The sequence below is a fragment of the Streptomyces wuyuanensis genome, assembly GCF_900103455.1.
Taxonomy (GTDB): domain Bacteria; phylum Actinomycetota; class Actinomycetes; order Streptomycetales; family Streptomycetaceae; genus Streptomyces; species Streptomyces wuyuanensis.
In genome coordinates this window covers 197,202-214,360 of record NZ_FNHI01000009.1, presented here as the reverse complement: position 1 = coordinate 214,360, position 17,159 = coordinate 197,202, and the positions used below count along the sequence as shown (strand labels likewise).

Genomic DNA, 17,159 nt, shown 5'->3' with positions numbered 1-17,159 from the left:
GAGAGTTCCATGCCCCCCACCGCCGGCCCGCAGGACGGCCCCGCCGTCGTCCTGGACGCCGTGCACAAGCGCTACGGCGCCGTGCAGGCCGTCGACGGCGTGTCCCTGACCGTCCCACGCGGTGAGTTCTTCGGACTGCTCGGGCCGAACGGCGCGGGGAAGACCACCCTCGTGGAGATCATGGAGGGCCAGCGCCGCGCCGACTCGGGCACCGTCACCGTCCTCGGCCGCAGCCCCTGGCCGCGCGACCCCGCGCTCCTCACCCGCATCGGCGTGCAGACCCAGTCGTCCGCCTTCTTCGTCCGGCTCACCGCCCGGGAGCATCTGCGCACCGTGGCCGCCCTGTACCGCGGCGACGACGCGGCCGCCGAGCGCGCACTGGCCTCCGTCGGTCTCACCGAACAGGGCGGCACCCGCGTCGACGACCTCTCGGGCGGGCAGCGCCAGCGCCTCGCCATCGCCTCCGCCCTCGTCCACGAACCCGAACTCATCTTCCTCGACGAGCCGACCGCCGCCCTCGACCCGCAGGCCCGAAGGGCGCTGTGGCAGGTCCTGCGCGACCTCAAGGGCGCGGGCCGCACCATCATCTACACCACCCACCACCTCGACGAGGCCGAGGAGTTGTGCGACAGGGTCGCGATCCTCGTCGACGGCCGCGTCGCCGCGCTGGACAGTCCGGGCCGGCTCATCGAGCAGGGCAGCCCCACCACCCGGCTGCTCGTGCCCGCCGAACGGCTCGACCTGGACACGGCGCGGGGCATCCCGGGTGTCGAACGGGCCACTCTCGAAGGCGACTCGGTCGTCCTGGAGACCCTCGACGCCGGGAGCGTCCTCGCCGCCGTCGACGCCCTCGCCGGACTCCGGGGCGTCCGCACCCGCACCTCCGGTCTGGAGGACGTCTACCTCCAGCTGACCGGCGCACCCGATCCCCGGGCGTAGCCGCGCCCGCACACCCGAGCCCACCGCCTCCCCGCCGGCGTCGACCGCCGGCCCACGAACCACGGAGACCTCCGCCATGAGCGCCTACGCCGCGCTGACCACGGCCGGGTACCGGGCCTACACCCGGGACCGGACCACGCTCTTCTTCACCTTCGCCTTCCCCCTGCTGTTCCTCGTCGTCTTCGGGCTGATCTTCAGCGGCCAGGACGTCGAGCAGAGCGGCCGGCCCTACATCGACCACATCGCCCCCGGCGTGCTCGCCTGGGGAGTCGGCAACGCCGCCGTCTTCGGGGTCGCGTTCGTGCTGATGCAGTGGCGCCGCGACGACATCCTGCGCCTCATCCGGATGACGCCGACACCCGTCTCCGCGGTCATCGCCTCCCGGTACGTGCTCGCGGTCGCCGTCGGTGTCGTCCAGGCCGTGCTGTTCGTCGCCGTGGCCACGCTGCCGTTCTTCGGGCTGGGCGTGTCGGGCAGTTGGCCGCTGGCGCTGCCCGTGCTCGTCCTCGGCATCACGGCCTTCCTGATGCTGGGGGTGATCGTCGGCTCCTACGCGAAGACCCCCGAGGCCGTCGCCGCCGTCGCCAACTGCCTGATGATCCCTATGGCGTTCCTGTCCGGCTCCTTCCTCCCCCTCGACATGATGCCGGACTGGATGCAGACCCTTTCCCGGGCGCTGCCGCTGCGCTACCTCAACGACGGTGTCTCCGGGGCGCTCACCGGCGGCGGCACCGGCGGCGTCCTCGTCGACTGCGCCGTGCTCGCCGGCTTCGCCGTGGTGCTCGGAGCCGTCGCCGTCAGGACGTTCCGCTGGAGCGACAAGTCATGACGGCCGCCACCGCCGCACCGCCGCTGGGACGGGCCACCGGCCTTCTCCGGGACGCGCTCGCCACCCGCCGTACGGCACTCGGGGACGACGCCGTCCCCGCACCGCTCGTCGTGCCCCTCGGCGCCGCGGACGTCCTCGGCACGGGCGCCCCCGATCCGTACGCGGCCACCCGGCCCCGGGCGAACGTCCAACTGACCGCGCGCGCCGTACTGATCGGCCCCTGGGGCGGCGACGAGCCGGTGTGCGGGCAGTGTCTCGCCATGCGCTGGCAGCGGCTGCGCAGCCGCTCCGAACGCGAGGCGCTCGAACGGAGCCGCCCACCGCACGGAGCCACGGCCTGGCCGCTGCTCACCCCGTACGCCCTCGACGCGGTGTGGGCCGTGTACCGGGCGGCCCTGGGCGGACGCGTCTCCCCGCCGGCCACGGCCCCGGCCGATCGGGAACTGCCCCAGGTGACCCGCGTCGACCTGGGGACCCTCGCGACCGTGACCTTCCCCCTGCTTCCCGAACCCCTGTGCCCGTACTGCGTGACGACCGTCCCCGAGACCCCCGACGGCGCCCGGACCGTGCTCGCTCACACCCCGAAGCCGGCCCCCGGCCGCTACCGGCTGCGCTCCGCCTCCTCGTACCCGCTCCCCGAGCAGGCGCTCGCCAACCCCGTCTGCGGCGCGCTCGGCGCCCGCACCTGGATCAACCCCGCCTCGACGACCACCGCGCCCGTCGCGGGCACCAACTTCGTCCGCGGTTACGCCGGCCTGAACGACGTCACCTGGAGCGGCCAGGCCAACAGCTACGCCGCCAGCCGTACGCTCGCCCAGCTGGAGGGCCTGGAGCGCTACGCGGGCACCCACCGCCGCCGCGGCACCACCCCCGTGACGGCCTCGTTCGACGCCCTCGTCGCGGAGGGAACCCCCGTCGTCGACCCCGTGGCGCGCGGTCTGTACGCCCCGGAGACCTATGCGAACGACCCGCTCGTCAGCCCCTTCGACCCGGCCCGGGAGATCCCCTGGGTCTGGGGCCGTTCGCTGCGGGACGACCGGCCGGTGCTCGTCCCCGCCCGCCTCGCCCACTACAGCGCCGGAGTGGACGCCGACAACTTCGTCTTCGAGTGCTCCAACGGCTGTGCGACCGGAGGCAGTCGGGAGGAGGCGATCCTCTTCGCCCTGCTGGAGCTCGTCGAACGTGACGCCTTCCTGCTGGCCTGGTACGGGCGCTCACCGCTCACCGCGATCGACCTGCGCACCTGCCGGCGGGCCTCGGTCCGCGCCATGATCGACCGGGCGGCGCTGCACGGCTACGACGTCCACGCCTACGACACCACCATGGATCTGGCCGTACCCGTGGTCACCGCGCTCGCCGTCCGCCGCGACGGCGGCCCGGGGACCCTGTCCTTCGGCGCGGCGGCCGGGTTCGATCCCGAGGAGACCGTCGAATCCGCGCTCTCCGAGGTGCTCACCTACATCCCGCACCTGCCGCACCAGGTGGCCGAGCGCCGAGGCGAACTCCTCGCCATGGCGGGCGACTACACTAAGGTGCTCCACCTCAAGGACCACGCGCAGCTGTTCGGCCTGCCCGAAATGGCGGTCCACGCCCGGGAGTTCCTGGAGCCGACGGACGTGCTTCCGCTGGCCGGGGCGTTCCGCGACTGGACGGCCTCCGTGCGGCCGGGCACCGACGACCTCCGGGACGACGTGCGCTTCCTGGTCCGGCGGATGGCCGACGCCGGCCACGACGTCGTCGTCGTCGACCAGACGACACCGGAGCAGCGCCGTATGGGGCTGCACACGGTGGCCATGGTCGTCCCCGGCATCCTGCCGCTCGACTTCGGCTGGTCCCGGCAGCGGGCCCTGCTGATGCCGCGGCTGCGGACCGGGCTGCGCGACGCGGGACGGCGCCCCGACGTACTGCCCGAGGCGGACATCAAGGCCGTGCCGCATCCGTTCCCGTGACGGACGGCCACGCACGGCCGTGCGAGACGGGCACCGTCGGGGACCGGGACGGCCTCTGCCGCGGGGCGGGGCCCGACGTGTCCGGCCTCGCGTGCGCGGCCTCGTACGCGAACGGCCTGGCCCGTGTGCAGGTGCTCCGTACGCCAAGGGCCTCGCCCGCGCCCACGGTCTCCGAACGCGAACGGCCTCCCGTCCGGCGCAAGCTCCGCCGGACGGGAGGCCGTGGTCCGTCCGTCGGACGGCCCGTGCTCCCGGGATCAGGCGCTGCAGGAGGTGGTGCTGGTGGTGCTGGAGCAGGTCGACGTGGAGGAACACGACGTCGAACCGGCGAGGACGACCTCGGCGGCGTCCGAGTAGTCCGAGATCTCGAAGGTCTCGGACTCCAGCTCCAGGATCTCGTCGGCGAGCGTGGCGAGTTCGGGCTTCGGGGTCATGGGCGTCTCCCTCGGTCTGCGGGGCCGGCCGGCGGGTCCGGCGGTCTCCCTCGCAAGGCCCATTGCAGCCGAACGCCCTTTCACCTCACCCGGGCTGTCACTGACACTTCGCTGACACCCGGTGTCAGCGGAACGCCGGACGTCTGTCGTGCCGGCCGGGGACGCTGGCCGGGGAGCCGCCTTCCGGTCCGTCACCGTCGCACGGAGGGGCAAGGAGACCCGATGACCGCATCTGCCGTTCCGCGGGACGTCCTGAGGGACGCCGCCGCACTGTACGCCGATCTGCACGCCCACCCCGAACTGTCGGGCGCCGAGGTCCGCACGGCCGGGGTACTCGCCGCCCGGCTCGAACGCGACGGCTGCACGGTCACCCGCCGCGTCGGCGGGCACGGCGTCGTCGGAGTGCTCCGCAACGGCGCGGGCCCCACGGTGATGGTCCGTGCCGAACTCGACGCGCTGCCGGTACGGGAGCGCACCGGACTGAAGTACGCCAGCACCGTCCCCGGTGTCATGCACGCCTGCGGACACGACCTGCACACCGCGGCCGCCGCCGGTGCGGTCGCCCTCCTCGCCGTCGCCCGCGACTCCTGGCGGGGCACACTCGTGGTCGTCGGACAGCCCGCGGAGGAGACCCTCAGCGGAGCCCGGGCGATGCTCGACGACGGTCTCTACGAGCGCTTCGGAACCCCGGACGCGGTGCTCGCCCAGCACTGCGCACCGCTGCCCGCCGGGTCGGTGGCGCACGGGCCGGGGCCGTTGATGTCCGCCGGCGCCACCCTCGACGTGGTCGTCCACGGCCAAGGCGGGCACGCGGGCACCCCGCAGTTCGCCGTTGACCCGGTGGTGACCGCGGCCGCCGTCGTCATGAGGCTCCAGACGGTGGTGTCCCGCGAGACCGCACCCGGCGAACCGGTCGTACTCACCGTCGGCTCGCTGCACGCCGGGGACCGGGCCAACGTCATCCCCTCCGAAGCGCGGATGTCGGTCTCCGTCAGGGCGTTCACCGACGCCTCTCTGACCCGGGTGACCGAGGCCGTCCGGCGGATCGTCCGGGCCGAGTGCGCCGCCTCCGGCTGCGACCGCGAACCGGAGATCACGGTCACGGCCGTCTCGCCCGTCCTCGTGGCCGACCCGGACACGGCCCTCCGCGTGCGCCGGGCCCACGAGGACGCCTTCGGCGCACACCGGGTGACCGGCTGGCCCGGATCGACCGCCACCGAGGACTTCCCCCACTACGCCGTGGACGGGGTGCCCGTCGCCTACTGGATGCTCGGCGCCACCGGCGCCCGGCAGTGGCGCGCGGCGAGGGCCGGCGGCGAACCGGTCCCGGCCAACCACACGGACACGTTCGCCCCCGACGTGCGCACGGCCCTCCCCACCGGCATCACCGCGCTGGCCACGGCGGCACGGAGCCTGCTCGCCGGCCCCGGCCACAGGGCGGACGCGCCGGGTGTTTCGGGCCGCCGGCAGGGCGCGCCCGGGACTGGCGACAACGGGGCGGACGCGCCGGGTGCATCCGGCCACCGGGAGGGCGCACCGCGATGACCGCCGGCCGGCCGGAGTACGTCGACGTCGTCGCCGTGCGCGACGACCGTTCCGCGCCCGCGGGCCAGACCACCGTCGTCCGGCTGCTGGGCCTGCTGCCCGCGCACTGGCCCTGCCGGCCGGAGGTCCGTGCCGACCGCATCCGGCTGCGTATCGCCCTCGACGCGGCCACCGACCCGCACACGGTCAGCCGCGCCGTCAGCCGCGCCCTCGCCGACTCGGGGCTGCGCGGCTGGTCCCGCGACCGCGACTGACCGCCGGCGGTCGTGGACGGCCCCTGCCCCCCTGCCCCGACCGCCCCGGCCCGCTTGCCGTCCCGGTCGGGGGCGGCCCCGACCGGGTTCAGACCCAGCCCCGCTCCCGTGCGAGCAGCGCCGCATGTGCCCGGTTCGCCGCTCCCAGCTTCTGCATGATGTCCGCGACATGACGCCTGTACGTCCGTACCGAGACACCCAGCTCCCGGGCCCCCACCTCGTCCTTGCCCGCCGAGCACATCGACAGCAGCACCCGCCGCTCGGTACCGGTCAGCCGCTCCTCGGCGCCCTCGGGCCCCGCCACTGCGGTCAGTTGCTCGGCCTGGGACCAGATCTTCTCGAACAGGGCGATGATGTTGGCCACCAGCCCATTGCTGCGGGCCAGCAGCGCACCCCGCGCCGTGTTGCGCGGATCCACGGGCACCAGGGCCGTGTGGCCGTCGTACACGAGGATCCGCTCGGTTATGTTCTCGGCCACCCTGATCATGGCGCCCTCCGCGACCAACTCCCGCAGATAGCCCGCGGTGGGCGGGTTGTCGAGAGCGGCCCGCAGCACGACGTTCCGTATGCGCACCCCCCGGCGCAGACAGCGCATGTCCAGCGGCCTCGACCGGGCGATGTTCTCAGCCGACAACTTGGTGTACGGCTCGACCGACAGGATCTCGTCACGCGCGAAGAAGGCGAGGTCCTCGATGCGGTTGCGGATGTCGTCCAGCCCGTGCAACTGCTCGATTCCCTGCGGCGCCATCCATTCGCCCTGCTCGGCCCGCAGCCCCTGGATGACGTGCCGGGCCTGCGTCACCCGCTGCAACTCCTGGTGCAGGGCGTGCAGTCGGGCGTCCGTCAGGCGGGCCACTGCGACCTCGGGATCCGCGGGCGTGATCCGGCCGTCGGCGCCTGTGGGGTGGATCAGTCCGAGCCGGCGCAACCGCTCCAGGCACTGCTCCGGGTTCTGCTCCCGGCTCGGCCCGTCCTTGTGGGCGAGCGCGTGCAGGTCCTCGATCGTGGTATCCGGGTTGCGCAGAAAGTGCCGGTAGAGCTCTTCCTCCGCAGCGGACACGCCGAACACGGCCATCTCGTTCTCACGCAACGCGCCCTCGGTGTATGAGTTCGGTCCGCCGGGAAGGGGGTGGACCCCGGCTTCGTACCACCGAAGGTTATCCCGCATACCAGGCATCCGGCCGTCCCCGTGCCGCACCCGTCGCACCCGCCGCACCGGAGTCTCGCCCGGACCGCTGCACCCCGGACCGCTCGGCTCCGGACCGCTCTGCTTCGGGTTTGCTTCGTCGCGGGACGCGAACGGCGCGAGAGCCGACGGTTCTCGCCGGGCATCAGTACGGTGGTGCCGCGTCGCCCCGGACGTCGGACGGCGCCCGGCTTCCCGCACCCGTACCCGCACGAGAGGAACACCCATGCGGTACCGCACCCTCGGCAGCTCGGACCTCGAAGTCTCGGAGATCTCGCTGGGGTCCTGGCTCACGTACTCCGGAGGCGTGGCGGCGGACACGGCCCGCGCCTGCACCGAGGCGGCGTTCGACGCGGGCATCAACTTCTTCGACACCGCGAACGTCTACGGACGCGGTGCGGCCGAGACGGCGTGGGGCGAGATCCTGTCGGCCCACCCGCGCGACTCGTACGTCCTCGCCACCAAGGTCTGGGGCCGGATGTCCGACGACCCGGCCGACCAGGGCCTGTCGCCCGCGCAGATCGCCAAGCAGATCGACGCCTCCCTCACCCGCCTCAGGACCGACCACGTGGACCTCTACCAGGCCCACCGGTTCGACCCCACGGTGCCGGTCGAAGACACCGTCGAGGCCCTCCGGAAGGTCGTCGACCAGGGAAAGGCCAGGTACCTCGGCTTCAGCGAGTGGACCCCCGAACAGATCCGGGCCGCGATCGACGTCGCGGGGCCCGGGCTGTTCGCGTCCTCGCAGCCGCAGTACTCCATGCTGTGGCAGGCCCCCGAGGCCGAGGTCTTCGGGCTGTGCGCCGCCCACGACATCTCTCAGATCGTCTGGTCCCCGCTGGCGCAGGGCGTTCTGACGGGCAAGTACCTGCCGGGCCGGCCCGTTCCCGAGGGGAGCCGCTTCGCCGGCGACGCCATGGCGGTCTCCCGGGACCTCGTCTACGGCGACGCCGCGCTCGAAGCGGTCCAGCGCCTCGTCCCCGTCGCCGAGGGGGCGGGGATGAGCCTGGCGACCCTGGCACTCGCCTGGGTGCTGCGCCGCACCGAGGTCGCCTCGGCCATCACCGGGGCCTCCCGCCCCGAGCAGGTCCACAGCAACGCGGCCGCCACCGGCGTCACGCTCTCGGACGACGTTCTGAGGGCCGTCGACGAGGCGCTCGGCGACGCCCCGGTGACGGAACCGACGCTCGCCCCGGGAGCGGAGCCGGGCGTCAGGCACCGCTGACGCGCGAGCGACGGAAGCCCGTCGTCCGGCAGCCCTTCGAGGTCGTCAATCGGGCTTCGCCGGGTACACGCGCGGTCGAGGGGCGGGCCGCCCCCACCGGTCCACGCGGGCCGGCACGACGAGAGGAGACGATGATGTCGCAGGTCGAGGAGTCCGTCGAGGTCGACGTCCCGGTGCGCACGGCGTACAACCAGTGGACGCAGTTCGAGACGTTCCCGGAGTTCATGGACGGTGTGGAGCGGATCGACCAGCTCTCCGACACCCTGACCCACTGGACCACTTCCGTCGACGGCGTCCAGCGGCAGTTCGACGCGAAGATCACCGAGCAGATCCCGGACGAGCGCGTGGCCTGGACGACCGTCGAAGGCGAACGGCTGGCCGGAGTGGTGACGTTCCACCGACTGTCCGGCACCAGGACCAAGATCATGTTGCAGATGGACTTCGATCCGCAGGGAGTCGCCGAGACGGTCGGGGACAAACTCGGCTTCGTCAGGCGTCAGGTCACCGGAGACCTGGAGCGCTTCAAGCGCTTCATCGAGTCCCGCGGCACGGAGACCGGCGCATGGCGCGGCGACGTGTGAGCCGCCTCCCGTTCGCGTGCTCGCCGACGGCGCCGGAAACCCGCTTCAGACCTGGTCCGGGCGTCGCAGCACCCGGAAGCGCTCGGCCACCACTGGGGCGCGTCGGACGGTGAAGCCGGGGTCGCCCAGCGCCTCGCGCATCTGCGGGCCGTGCCGGAAGCGTTCGTGGGCCACGCGCCATTCGGCCACCGACCGGTGGCCCTCGCCCTCGTCGAGCGCGTGCTCCGAGTCGACCTCGCCCAGCGGCAGCACTCGTACCTCCGTTACCTCCGGCTCGGCCGTCGCGCGGCCCACGGAGTCGATCAGGGCGTGGCGCTCCCCGGGGCCCGGCAGGTCCTCGCGCTCCGCCTCGTACTCGGCGAACAGCCCGGTCGTGGACACCTTCTCGCCGGAGAGTACGGCGGCCACGAGCCGGTCGCGCGCGCTCCGGGCCTGCCGGGCAGATACGGCTTCAGCGCCGAAGATGCCTCGCTCGTCATCGCGTTGGCGGCGTTGGCGGCGTCGGCCGCGTCGGCCCTCGAACCGGGCCGTGCGGCGGCTGACGTGTCGGCCTCCGTGTCGGTCGTCGGGTCGTGCGTCGCGTCGGTCGTCGACGGAGGACAGACCGACGCGACGCGCGCACCGCGTCGCGGCCGTCGACCGCTCCCCGCCTCCCGGCGGGCTCACGGTTCGATCAGACCGGCGCGGATCGCGTAGCGGGTGAGTTCCGTACGGTCCCGCAGGCCCAGCTTCTGGAGGAGGTTCGCCCGGTGACGCTGGACCGTCTTGATGCTGATGGAGAGGAGGACGGCGATCTCCTTCGAGGAATGTCCTTCGGCGACCAGCTTCAGCACCTCCTCCTCGCGGGGAGTGAGGATCTGGTCGGGGGTCTCGTCGCCGGAGCGCACCCGGTCGAGGTAGTGGCGGATGAGGGCGCTGACCGCGCCGGGGTAGAGGAAGGGCTCGTCGTTCATCGCCGCCCGGCAGGCGGCGACCAGATCGCGGTCGGCCACGGACTTCAGGACGTACCCGCTGGCGCCGGCCTTCAGCGCCTGGAAGAAGTACTGCTCGTTGTCGTGCATGGTCAGCATCAGCACGCGGAGGCCCGGCCTGAGCGACGCCAGTTCGCGCGCGGCCTGCAGACCGGTCAGGCGGGGCATGGCGATGTCCAGGACGGCGAGGTCGACTTCGTGGCTGCGTGCCATGTCGACGGCCTCCGCACCGTCGCCGGCCTCGGCGACGACCTCCAGGTCCGGTTCCCGGTCGAGAATGAGCCGTACCCCGCGGCGCACCAGTGCGTGGTCGTCGGCGAGGAGGATACGGATCGGTCCTGCTGCGGACATGGTCAAGGCTCCTCTCCCCGCCCGGGAAGCGTCAGCCGGACCCGGGTGCCGGACCGCGCCGCGGGGACGACGTCCAGCTCCGCCCCGATGAGCAGGGCGCGTTCACGCATGCCGCGCATCCCGGCACCCTCGGGGGCCGGGCCGATGCCCCTGCCGTCGTCGCTGACGTCGAGGACCACTGTGTCTCCGGCGCGGCGCAGGCTGACGTCGACGCGCCGGGCCTCCGCGTGGCGGGCGGCGTTCGTCAGGCTCTCCTGAGTGACGCGGTAGAGGACGAGTTCCGTCTCGTGGTCCAGCTCCGGCAGGTCGGAGTCGAAGCTGCGGGACACGCGCAGCCCCGAGTGGGCGGCGAACTCGCCGGTGAGCGAGGTGAGCGCGCTGACCAGGCCGAGGTCGTCCAGCACCCCCGGTCGCAGCCGGCGCACCAGACGGCGGACCTCGTCCAGGCTCTCGCGGGTGATCTCCTGCACCAGCTGCAGTTCGCCGCGCAGCGGCTCGGACGCGTCGTCCGCCGCCTGCTTCAGCGCCAGCAGGATCGCGGTCATGCTCTGGCCCACCTCGTCGTGGAGCTCCTGGGCGATCCGGCGCCGCTCCGACTCCTGCGCGAGCAGGGCGCGGGCGCTGCTGGACGCACGCTCGCCCTCCAGACGCTCCAGCATGGCGTTGAAGGCGCTGATCAGATCGGCCACCTCACCGCGCCCCTGGACGGGCAGCCGCTGGCCGGGGCGCAGCAGGTCGACCGTGGTCATCAGGCGGGTGAGCCGGCCCAGCGGCGCAAGGCCGACCCGCAGCAGCGCCGCGTTCGCGACCAGCATCACCGCCAGCCCGCCCACCAGGATGACCGCCTCGGTCAGGAGCACCGGCACCGAAACGGTCACCGGAGCCCACAGCAACAGTGCCGTGGCCGCTCCCAGCACCACGGCGTTGAGGCCGAAGATCCGCCAGTACAGGGACACCGGAGTCACGCCCTTCTCTCGTACGGGTTCCCCCTCCACTGTCGGTCACCGCGGCCCGGCATGGAGCGGTGGCCCCGGTCGGAGTGGGCCGCCCGCCAGCCTGCCCCGCTCCGGTGCGCGAGTCGATGGGCTCCCACCCCCATTTCCGGCCGGGCGCCGTACCCATGCGGGGCCCGGTGGCGCCTCGTTTCCGAGGGGAGCCTCGGGCCGACGGGTGCCCGTCCCGACGGCTCCCCGGGCCCGCAGAACTCGGCATGCATCCTCGGACCCCGCAGAGATGGGTACTGCGCCCGATAGGCCCCGCGCGGGAAACCGGCCATGGTGGAGACACCCCAGTCCAGTGCATCGTGCCAGGTCAGCAAGGTACGCGCCGGAATGCCGCGGTGACTCCGCCGGCAGCCCGTATGCCGTCACAGCCCCAGAGAGGACTCCCCATGCCGCTCGACACCCCCCGGACCGAGCCCCAGCCGGAGCGTCTGACCGCCCACGAGGCACGCCAGCGCCTCGAGCACGCCCGCAACACGCGACTGACCCAGCTGCAGGCGATCGGCGACACCGCCCACACCCCCGACGACCACCTGATGTCCTCGCAGAAGGACGCCATCCGGCGGGCGCTCACGGAGATCGACGAGGCCCTGGCACGCGTCGGGAACGGCACGTACGGAAGCTGCCTCGCCTGTTCCACGACGATCCCGGCGGAACGCCTCGAGATCCTTCCGTACACGCGCCACTGCGTCGCGTGCCAGCGCCGCGCCATGTGACGGCGCGCCGCCGATCCGGCCGCCGGTCGTCCCGGTCCCGTCCGAGACGCCGGTCCCGCACGGCCCCGAACCCTCTCCCGCCCTGCCTCCCCAAGGGGTGACCCGGTGCACCACCAGACCATCGGCGACCACGACACGGTCGTCCCGGCTCGCGCCCCGACCACCGCGGCGCAGAACCCGGTCCTCGAGGCCGGGGACCTCGTAGCGCTCCGCGAGAACCTGCACGAGCAGTACCTGTTCCGCCAGGAGCAGTTGCGGCAGATCGGGTCGTCCGCCCCGTCCCGTGCGGACGACCTGCTCGCCCAGCAGGCTCCGTCGCAACTGGAGGTACGCGTCAAGGTGGCCGCCTCCGCGCGCATGGTCCTCGCCGACGTCGAAGCCGCCCTGCGGCGCATGGACGAGGGCCGCTACGGCGCCTGCCATCTGTGCCGGCGGCCCATCGCGCGCGAGCGCCTGCTGATCGTTCCGCAGGCGCGGTACTGCTCACGCTGCCAGCAGGTGAGGGAGGCCGGGCAATGACCACGGTCCCTCGCCGCCTCGCGCCGTCCGGTCACCGGCCGTGGCCCCGCTGCCGGCGGTGCTCCGGCATCGCCCTCGACCTGGGCAGTGCCCGCACCCGCGCCTGGATCGCCGGCCGCGGGATGGTCCTCGACGTGCCGACCGTCACCTTCCCCGGCGCCATCCACCCGATCCGCCGCGGCACGATCGTCGACACCCCGGGAACGGCCCGGATGCTCGAACGTCTCCTCGGCAATCGCCTGCCGCGCTTCGGCCGCCCGCTGGTCGTCGTGACCGCACCCGTGCTGGACGGCGTCGCCTTCAGGGAGGAGGCCCTGACGGCGGTCGAGGTCCTGCGGCCGCGCACCGTGCTGACCCTTCCCGGCGCGCGGGCCATCGCGCTGGCCGCGGGCGTGGACCTCTTCCGGCCCCAGCTGGTGGTGGACATCGGCGCCCAGGTCACCGAGGTGGTGCTCCTGTCGGACGGCGCCGTCCTCGATGCGCGCCGCACGGGCCTCGGCACCGGCGACCTGGACGGCACCACCACGGCCGACCGGATCACGGGCGCGGTGGTCGACATGGTCGCGGCGATGCTGAGGCAGGACCGTACGTCGCTCACCCTCGACGCCCTCCGGGGCGGCCTGCTCCTCGCGGGCGGGGGCGCACTGCGCCCGGAGATCGTCCACCACCTCACCGGGCAGCTGCACGCGCCGGTCCGTGCGGTGCCCGCGCCGCACACGGCTGCCGTGCGCGGCGCCGCCGGATTCCTCGAAGCCGCGCACGCTCACCCCGCGTTCGGCGGCCGCCGGCCCGATTCGCGCTTCCCCGGCTGACGGGGGCCCACCCAGGATGCCGGCGCAGCGGGCGCCGGGCCGGCTCCGCACCGCCGGCGCCTGCGGGCACTCGCGATCGCCACGGCACCCGGCTCCGGAGGTCCCCGCGGGCCGTCCCCACGGTCCGCTCCGGGCCGCGGCAGTGCCGCGCTGCCGTGGGCCCGGTGCCCCGTGCCCGGCGCGCGGAGCCTGCGGCGGGCACCCGGCGCCGCAAGGAGAGATCGCCGGCGCCGCAAGGAGAGACCGGAAGGAGAGACCCGTGACCAGCAGCATCCCCCAGGCCCAGCCACCTCCTGAGAGCCCGCGACTGCCGCTGTGGCGATGGCGGCGCAACCCGCTGCTCCGCCCTGCCGACCGGCTGCAGGGATGGATCGGCCTGTTCCTGCTGGTGGCGGTAGCCGCGGCCGCCCCCGCGGCCATGTGCGCGGCCGGTGAAACCGCCCACCGCCACTACGAACGGATCGCCCACCACCAGGCGCGGGTACGGCACCACGTCCCCGCCGTCCTCGTACACGATGTGCCGCGCCACCCGGAACCCGGTTCGGCCGAGGCGAGAGAGACCCTGTACCCGGCCGAGGTGCGCTTCACCGACTCCGGGGGACACACCCGCACGGCGGAAACCGCCGTCGAACCCGGACTGTCCGCGAACAGCACGGTCCACATCTGGGCGGACGCCGACGGCACCCCCACGGACCCGCCGCTCGAGGCCGACCGTATCCGAAGCCGCAGCATGGGCTGGGCGGCGCTCGCCGGGGTCGCCGTCGTGGCGTCCGGAGCCGCGGCGTACCGCCTGGCGGGCCTCGCCCTTCAGCGGCGCAACCTCGAGGCATGGGACAGGGCGTGGGCGGAGACGGGCCCGCGCTGGACCACGTCCGTCGAGTGAGCGCCGCGGGGGGCCGCAGTGCCGTCGGGGGAGCGGCCGGGCGCCGGGGAAGGCGTACGCGGATCCCGGCGAGACCGGCCGGGGGAGCGGGACCGCGTCCGCTGTCGGAGTGATCGTGGACCGGCCGGGGCGCCGCGGCGGTCGGGCCATCGCCCCCCGCCCGCACGATGGACGCGCCGCACCCCCGGTGAACGCCACTGCGGAGGACCCCCAGGAGGACCTCGTGACCACTCAGCCGTCCGGCTCCGCCGCGCCGCCCGCTCGATACGACGACCTGCGCTCCCTCTTCGTCAACTGCACCCTGAAACGCTCACCCGAAACCAGCAACACCCAAGGTCTGATCGACCGGAGCCGCGCCCTGATGGAGAGCCAGGGCGTCCGCGTCGAGGTCGTACGCGCCATCGACCACGACATCGCCACCGGGGTGTGGCCCGACATGACCGAACACGGCTGGGAGACCGACGCCTGGCCGGCGCTCTACGAGCGGGTGATGGCGTCCGACATCCTCGTCCTCGCCGGCCCCATCTGGCTCGGCGACAACAGCTCCGTCATGAAGCAGGTGATCGAGAGGCTGTACGCCTGCTCCAGCCTGCTCAACGACAAGGGTCAGTACGCCTATTACGGACGGGTCGGCGGCTGCCTGATCACCGGGAACGAGGACGGCATCAAGCACTGCGCCATGAACGTGCTCTACAGCCTCCAGCACCTCGGCTACACCATCCCGCCGCAGGCGGACGCCGGCTGGATCGGCGAAGCCGGCCCCGGTCCCTCGTACCTCGACCCCGGTTCGGGCGGACCCGAGAACGAGTTCACCCATCGCAACACCACGTTCATGACGTGGAATCTGCTGCACGTGGCCGCCCTGCTCAAGCGGGCCGGCGGTATCCCCGCGCACGGCAACCAGCGCACCGAGTGGGACGCGGGCTGCCGCTTCGACTCCCCGAACCCCGAGCACCGGTAGGTCTGGCGAGGAGGGCTTCCGCCGACGCGCCGTATGCCGTGGTGAGCTGCGCACCGTGCCAGCGCCCCAGCTCCCGGACGTGGACCGGCCCGTCGCCGGGCCCTCCTCGGCGGAATCATTGCATAGTGCAAATCAGAGCGCCAGGGGCGGGCGAACCGTTCGGCGGACCCGCTCCGCGCGGCGCCGCCCTCACTGGCGCGGGGCGACGGACTTCTCCACCTCCGCGAGCGTGGCGCCGTCGACCAGGCCGGTGTCCTCCAGGACCTCCATGTGGTCCAGGACCGTCTGGTTGGCCTGGCGTGCGTGACGGCGGATCAGGTCGTTCTGCGTAGCCGCCCGCACCTCGGCGATGGTGGCGAAGATCTTTCCGTGCGAGGAGCGCAGGACGTTGGCGAAGAGGCGGTCGAACTCGGCTCCCCGGGCGTTCTCCAACTGCCTCACCCAGTCCTGCTGTTCGGCCGTCGCCTCCTCCGGCAGCGGCACTCCGAGGATCTTCGCGTCCTCACGGACCAGTTGGTCGAGCTTGCTGTGCCCGTCGAGCAGGTGCAGACCGGCGCGCTTGACGGCCTCGCTCGAGGCGTTGGTCTGCGCCAGCCGGCCCGCCGGGATCTCCCACAGTCCCGCCTGGCGCACCTTGACCAGGAACGTCTTGTCCACCTCGGTCACCGGCTGCGGCCCGGCCGGAACGCTTCCCGCGTCGTCCGCCGAGCCCGCGTCCTCCGCTCCCGTCGCATGGCCGGCGCCGGACGAGTGCCCGTAACCCGCGCCCGCGTTCTGGCCGTAGCCACCCGGAGCGGCCACCCCGGCGGGTGCGGGGGTGGCCGAGGCGTCCTCGTCACCTCCGCGGGTCACGATCAGTACGGTGGCGATGACGGCGCACACCGCGGCGATGATGCCCAGGGTCCGCAGGGATACCCCGGACTCGGCTGCACGTCGGTTCGGACTCATGATGTCTCCCGGTTCGGCATGGTGTTCTGGTTCGTTCGGATCGCCGGGAGCTGTTGTGGGCGGCTGGCACGGCACGCAGCCACAGGTACGGATGCGCGCTCCGGTGTGTTCACCGCGCGCCGTGATTTCCGGGCGGACGGCAGGAAGGCCGGGGCGGACCCCGGCGGCCCGAGCAGGGCCGACAACCGCCGGGCGGCGTTGCGGGACGCCCGGCGGCACGGACGCTGGCCGGCGTCGTGCGGGAACGGCAACGGCCGGGGGCCCGGGGCGGCGTCGTGCGGGAACGGCAACGGCCTGGGGCCCGGGGCGGCGTCGTGCGGGAACAGGGTAGAAATGGGGGTATGGCCGACACGGGGGAGTCCGGGGAGCACGTCGACGACGTCGAGGCGGTGACGCGCGCCGTGCTGACCGCGTCCAGGCTGCTCGTCGCCGTCTCCGCCCGCTCGCTGGCGGCGGTCGAGGACCGGGTGACACTGCCCCAGCTCCGGCTGCTGGTGATGCTGTCCATGCACGGACCGGCCAAGCTCGTCGTGCTCGCCGAGCGCCTCGGTGTCAATCCCTCGACGGCGATGCGTATGCTCGACCGGCTGATCGCCGTGGGCCTCGCGGAACGCCGTACGAATCCGGCCAACCGGCGGGAGACGGTGCTGCGGCTCACGCACGAAGGCCGCGTCCTCGTCGAGGACGTCACCAGCAGGCGGCGGCGGGAGGTCGAGACGATCGTGGCGCGGATGGCCCCCGACCGGCGCGCGGCACTGATCGACGCGCTCACCGCCTTCAACGAGGCGGGAGGCGAACCGGCCGTCCCGGCCGCGGACGGCGCGATGTACCCACTCGGCTGGACGGACGCGCCGCTCCCGCAGGGCGGTTGACGACTGCCGCCGGCCGGCCGAACACAACGCGGGAGCGGTCACGGCTCGTCGGGGGCGCCTGTCTTCCCGCGGGGGCCGACGCCCGCGCCGATCGGATCATGATCGGCGGGCCCCGCCGCCGGGCGGGAACGCGCCCGGCGGCGGGGCCCGCGGGTGCGCGGGCCGGGCAGGTGGGTCAGAAGA

At 73.4% G+C, this 17,159-nt stretch carries 18 protein-coding genes and 1 pseudogene; 13 read left to right on the top strand and 6 right to left on the bottom strand.

The annotated features are described in order from the left end of the window. Positions 1–9: 9 nt before the first annotated feature. The 3 genes from BLT82_RS15695 to BLT82_RS15685 all read left to right on the top strand — a co-directional run bounded on the left by BLT82_RS15695 (position 10) and on the right by BLT82_RS15685 (position 3,717). Positions 10–939, top strand: a complete 930-nt coding sequence (locus tag BLT82_RS15695) for an ABC transporter ATP-binding protein (protein WP_093655137.1) — start codon at positions 10–12, stop codon at positions 937–939. A gap of 76 nt (positions 940–1,015) precedes the next feature. After that, positions 1,016–1,768 carry an ABC transporter permease gene (locus BLT82_RS15690; RefSeq protein WP_093655135.1) on the top strand — a complete coding sequence of 251 codons (753 nt, stop codon included), beginning with the start codon at positions 1,016–1,018 and terminating at the stop codon, positions 1,766–1,768. Then, on the top strand, positions 1,765–3,717 hold the full coding sequence (locus BLT82_RS15685; RefSeq protein ID WP_093655133.1) for a TOMM precursor leader peptide-binding protein: 1,953 nt from the start codon (positions 1,765–1,767) through the stop codon (positions 3,715–3,717). Before BLT82_RS15690 ends, BLT82_RS15685 begins: the two co-directional genes overlap by 4 nt. A 257-nt stretch (positions 3,718–3,974) precedes the next feature. Here BLT82_RS15685 and BLT82_RS15680 read toward each other — a convergent pair whose 3' ends face one another. Then, positions 3,975–4,151 (bottom strand): thiazolylpeptide-type bacteriocin, encoded by a 177-nt coding sequence (locus BLT82_RS15680; RefSeq protein ID WP_017948544.1) that lies wholly within the window; start codon positions 4,149–4,151, stop codon positions 3,975–3,977. A 222-nt stretch (positions 4,152–4,373) separates the two neighbouring features. Between BLT82_RS15680 and BLT82_RS15675 the strand changes: the two genes are divergently transcribed. Together BLT82_RS15675 and BLT82_RS15670 are read left to right on the top strand one after the other, a co-directional pair. After that, positions 4,374–5,696 (top strand): amidohydrolase, encoded by a 1,323-nt coding sequence (locus BLT82_RS15675; protein WP_244291991.1) that lies wholly within the window; start codon positions 4,374–4,376, stop codon positions 5,694–5,696. After that, positions 5,693–5,950 carry a hypothetical protein gene (locus tag BLT82_RS15670; protein ID WP_093655131.1) on the top strand — a complete coding sequence of 86 codons (258 nt, stop codon included), beginning with the start codon at positions 5,693–5,695 and terminating at the stop codon, positions 5,948–5,950. The genes BLT82_RS15675 and BLT82_RS15670 overlap by 4 nt, the downstream gene beginning before the upstream one ends. Positions 5,951–6,038: 88 nt before the next feature. On the opposite strand, the gene BLT82_RS15665 is transcribed toward BLT82_RS15670, so the two are convergent. Then, positions 6,039–7,025: a helix-turn-helix transcriptional regulator gene (locus BLT82_RS15665; RefSeq protein WP_093655264.1), complete on the bottom strand. Its 987-nt coding sequence runs from the start codon at positions 7,023–7,025 to the stop codon at positions 6,039–6,041. A 337-nt stretch (positions 7,026–7,362) separates the two neighbouring features. Here BLT82_RS15665 and BLT82_RS15660 point away from each other — a divergent pair, with 337 nt between their 5' ends. Both BLT82_RS15660 and BLT82_RS15655 read left to right on the top strand, forming a co-directional pair. Continuing rightward, a complete protein-coding gene (locus BLT82_RS15660; RefSeq protein WP_093655129.1) occupies positions 7,363–8,361 on the top strand; it encodes an aldo/keto reductase in 999 nt (332 codons plus the stop codon). Between the two features lie 134 nt (positions 8,362–8,495). Then, positions 8,496–8,942, top strand: a complete 447-nt coding sequence (locus BLT82_RS15655; RefSeq protein WP_093655127.1) for an SRPBCC family protein — start codon at positions 8,496–8,498, stop codon at positions 8,940–8,942. A 45-nt stretch (positions 8,943–8,987) separates the two neighbouring features. Here BLT82_RS15655 and BLT82_RS15650 read toward each other — a convergent pair. The 3 genes and pseudogenes from BLT82_RS15650 to BLT82_RS15640 form a co-directional block, all read right to left on the bottom strand. Continuing rightward, positions 8,988–9,421, bottom strand: a pseudogene (locus BLT82_RS15650) (ASCH domain-containing protein). A gap of 183 nt (positions 9,422–9,604) precedes the next feature. Continuing rightward, entirely contained in the window at positions 9,605–10,264 is a 660-nt protein-coding gene (locus tag BLT82_RS15645; RefSeq protein WP_093655125.1) for a response regulator, read from the bottom strand. A gap of 2 nt (positions 10,265–10,266) precedes the next feature. After that, on the bottom strand, positions 10,267–11,229 hold the full coding sequence (locus BLT82_RS15640; RefSeq protein WP_208867910.1) for a HAMP domain-containing sensor histidine kinase: 963 nt from the start codon (positions 11,227–11,229) through the stop codon (positions 10,267–10,269). A gap of 425 nt (positions 11,230–11,654) precedes the next feature. Here BLT82_RS15640 and BLT82_RS15635 point away from each other — a divergent pair, with 425 nt between their 5' ends. The 5 genes from BLT82_RS15635 to BLT82_RS15615 all read left to right on the top strand — a co-directional run bounded on the left by BLT82_RS15635 (position 11,655) and on the right by BLT82_RS15615 (position 15,156). Next, entirely contained in the window at positions 11,655–11,981 is a 327-nt protein-coding gene (locus BLT82_RS15635) for a TraR/DksA family transcriptional regulator (protein WP_093655121.1), read from the top strand. A 105-nt stretch (positions 11,982–12,086) separates the two neighbouring features. Then, positions 12,087–12,500 (top strand): TraR/DksA family transcriptional regulator, encoded by a 414-nt coding sequence (locus tag BLT82_RS15630; protein WP_404204223.1) that lies wholly within the window; start codon positions 12,087–12,089, stop codon positions 12,498–12,500. Beyond that, the gene (locus BLT82_RS15625) at positions 12,497–13,312 is read left to right on the top strand and encodes a rod shape-determining protein (protein ID WP_093655119.1); all 816 of its coding nucleotides are present in this window, start codon (positions 12,497–12,499) and stop codon (positions 13,310–13,312) included. Before BLT82_RS15630 ends, BLT82_RS15625 begins: the two co-directional genes overlap by 4 nt. Before the next feature lie 259 nt (positions 13,313–13,571). Next, positions 13,572–14,195, top strand: a complete 624-nt coding sequence (locus BLT82_RS15620) for an Rv1733c family protein (RefSeq protein ID WP_093655117.1) — start codon at positions 13,572–13,574, stop codon at positions 14,193–14,195. 223 nt (positions 14,196–14,418) lie between these two features. Continuing rightward, complete coding sequence (locus BLT82_RS15615; protein ID WP_093655260.1) at positions 14,419–15,156, top strand: flavodoxin family protein; 738 nt, start codon at positions 14,419–14,421, stop codon at positions 15,154–15,156. A 189-nt stretch (positions 15,157–15,345) separates the two neighbouring features. Here BLT82_RS15615 and BLT82_RS15610 read toward each other — a convergent pair whose 3' ends face one another. Continuing rightward, complete coding sequence (locus BLT82_RS15610; RefSeq protein WP_208867909.1) at positions 15,346–16,104, bottom strand: DUF4142 domain-containing protein; 759 nt, start codon at positions 16,102–16,104, stop codon at positions 15,346–15,348. Positions 16,105–16,445: 341 nt separating this feature from the next. On the opposite strand from BLT82_RS15610, the gene BLT82_RS15605 reads away from it, so the two are divergent. After that, complete coding sequence (locus tag BLT82_RS15605; protein WP_093655115.1) at positions 16,446–16,976, top strand: MarR family winged helix-turn-helix transcriptional regulator; 531 nt, start codon at positions 16,446–16,448, stop codon at positions 16,974–16,976. Positions 16,977–17,159: the final 183 nt, after the last annotated feature.